Consider the following 1,880-nt stretch of genomic DNA (forward strand, 5'->3'; position numbering starts at 1 on the left):
GATCGGGTCGAGGTAGAGGGACAAGCCCTCTACCCCTCCCACACCACCGGACGTGCGGTTTTCCGCATCCGGCGGTTGGATTGCTCAGCGTTGCGCTGAGGCAAGATCCTGCGCAGTCACCAAACCATAACGCCTCAGGCACTGATTACTCAGCGCTTGATGCATGGCCGGATGTCTCGCCGCTTTCCAGGCTCCGTCGTGGAAGCTTACTCGTGCAAGCCCCCTTTTCGAGACTCCCAGTCTGGACAGTTGGGCCATGCGGCCTCGCCGGCTATGCCAACGTTGCCAAAAGCATTTGCGCATATGGCGTCGCGTCCACTGGGAAAGCACGGTGAAGTCGCTCTCTACCGCCAGTCGGAAGTAACCGAACCAGCCGAACAGATATTTTCTCCACTGCTCCACCAGACCACGACTCGTAAGCCCTTGTCTGGCTGACCAGCATTCGCGAACACGTTTGCGATACCGCTTCACCGTTCTGCCCGACAGGTGATTGTTGCCTTCCTCGTCGATCAGATAACCCAGAAAGGCACGCTCCCAAGGTCGGCCTGTGCCGCTTTTACTCGCGTTGACCTTCAGCTTCAGGTGTTTCTCGATCCAGCTTACGATGCTTTCAAGTACCCGCTCTGCACTGCGCTCACTTTCCACAAAAATCATCAGATCGTCAGCATAGCGGCAGAAGCTCAGACCACGAGCCTCCAACTCTTTATCCAGCGGGTCCAGATACAGATTAGCCAGCAGCGGGCTCAACGGGCCACCTTGCGGCACGCCCGCACTGCGCTTTTGCCGTTGGCCATTGAGAATCATGTCCGCTCGCACATTCGATCCCAGGTACTTGTTCAGCCGCTTGTCATGGATGTCGCGGGTAATGCGTGTCATGAGTCGGTCATGGCTGACCTCGTCAAAGAACGCTTCAATATCCACATCAACCACCCAGTTCTTGCCGCTGACCACGAATGCTTTCGCCGCCCTGATTGCATCAAGGTTGCTGCGACCGGGCCTGAACCCATAACTGTGATCACTGAAACCACCGTCCCATAGCTTCGTAAGTTGCTGACTCACCGCTTGCTGGATAACTCGATCCTGCGTATTGGGTATGCCCAGCAGCCGTTCTCCGCCATCAGGTTTACCGATCGTCTTACCCTTGATCGGGCCAGGCTTGTAACTCCCGGCCAGAAGCTTTTCCTTGATGCCCGGCCAATGCTTGACCAAGTGAGCCTCGATATCTTCGGTTGTAATACCGTCGACACCCGGCGCACCTTTGTTGGACCGGACTTTCTTGAGCGCACGACGCATGTTGTCAGCCTCGACCACATGCTCCACGCTGACCCCACTCAGCACATCTCCCGCTTCATGTTCCGTCTGACACATCACTTGCTCTTTCCTTTCATGTCTTCATCGGGAATCCACCCGGGCGTTCATGTCCAGCCAACCCATTGTTGCCTAAGCATTTTTTTTTAGGTTCGGTTTCAAAGAGCTCTGGCTCTATGTTCAGAAGCCCATCAGGGGTGCTGCTTATCCTTCGGCCCTTTGCTCCAGGCACATTACTGCCCCTCTTCGCTACTACGGCCTCTGCTGACTTCTCGTCCACTTGTCAGTGGTCGAGATCTCCCCGGGTAAGGTGCCGAAACCTTCGGCGCGTGCCGCCAGGCTCTACCTGATGCGTCTTTCGGTGACAGTTGGATTTCGTGGTTCCCAGAACACTAATCGCCCGCATCCGGCCTCGCTGCCTGTTCGTGTTCCTGCGGTCGTGCCTTTGCTACGCGCTTCTTTCAGCTTGGCCTCACGGCGTCCACCTTGCGTTTCGCTACAGTTGTCGTCACTTAGTCTGGCCACTGCTTTCAAGTGGCTGGTTTCGGCCCATGCCGGGCACACTGGGAGCG

General features: G+C 56.5%; 1 protein-coding gene. It reads right to left on the bottom strand.

Annotated features, from left to right (window positions below):
- Nucleotides 1-84: 84 nt before the first annotated feature.
- Nucleotides 85-1,368 carry a group II intron reverse transcriptase/maturase gene (gene ltrA / locus DW49_RS0124085; RefSeq protein WP_024421475.1) on the bottom strand — a complete coding sequence of 428 codons (1,284 nt, stop codon included), beginning with the start codon at nucleotides 1,366-1,368 and terminating at the stop codon, nucleotides 85-87.
- Between the last annotated feature and the right edge of the window lie 512 nt (nucleotides 1,369-1,880).

Source organism: Pseudomonas avellanae BPIC 631, assembly GCF_000444135.1.
Classification (GTDB): Bacteria; Pseudomonadota; Gammaproteobacteria; order Pseudomonadales; family Pseudomonadaceae; genus Aquipseudomonas; species Aquipseudomonas avellanae.

Coding starts and splice junctions, on each gene's coding strand:
- ltrA (WP_024421475.1), bottom strand. CDS start 1,368: ATGTGTCAGACGGAACATGAAGCGGGAGATGTGCTGAGTGGGGTCAGC.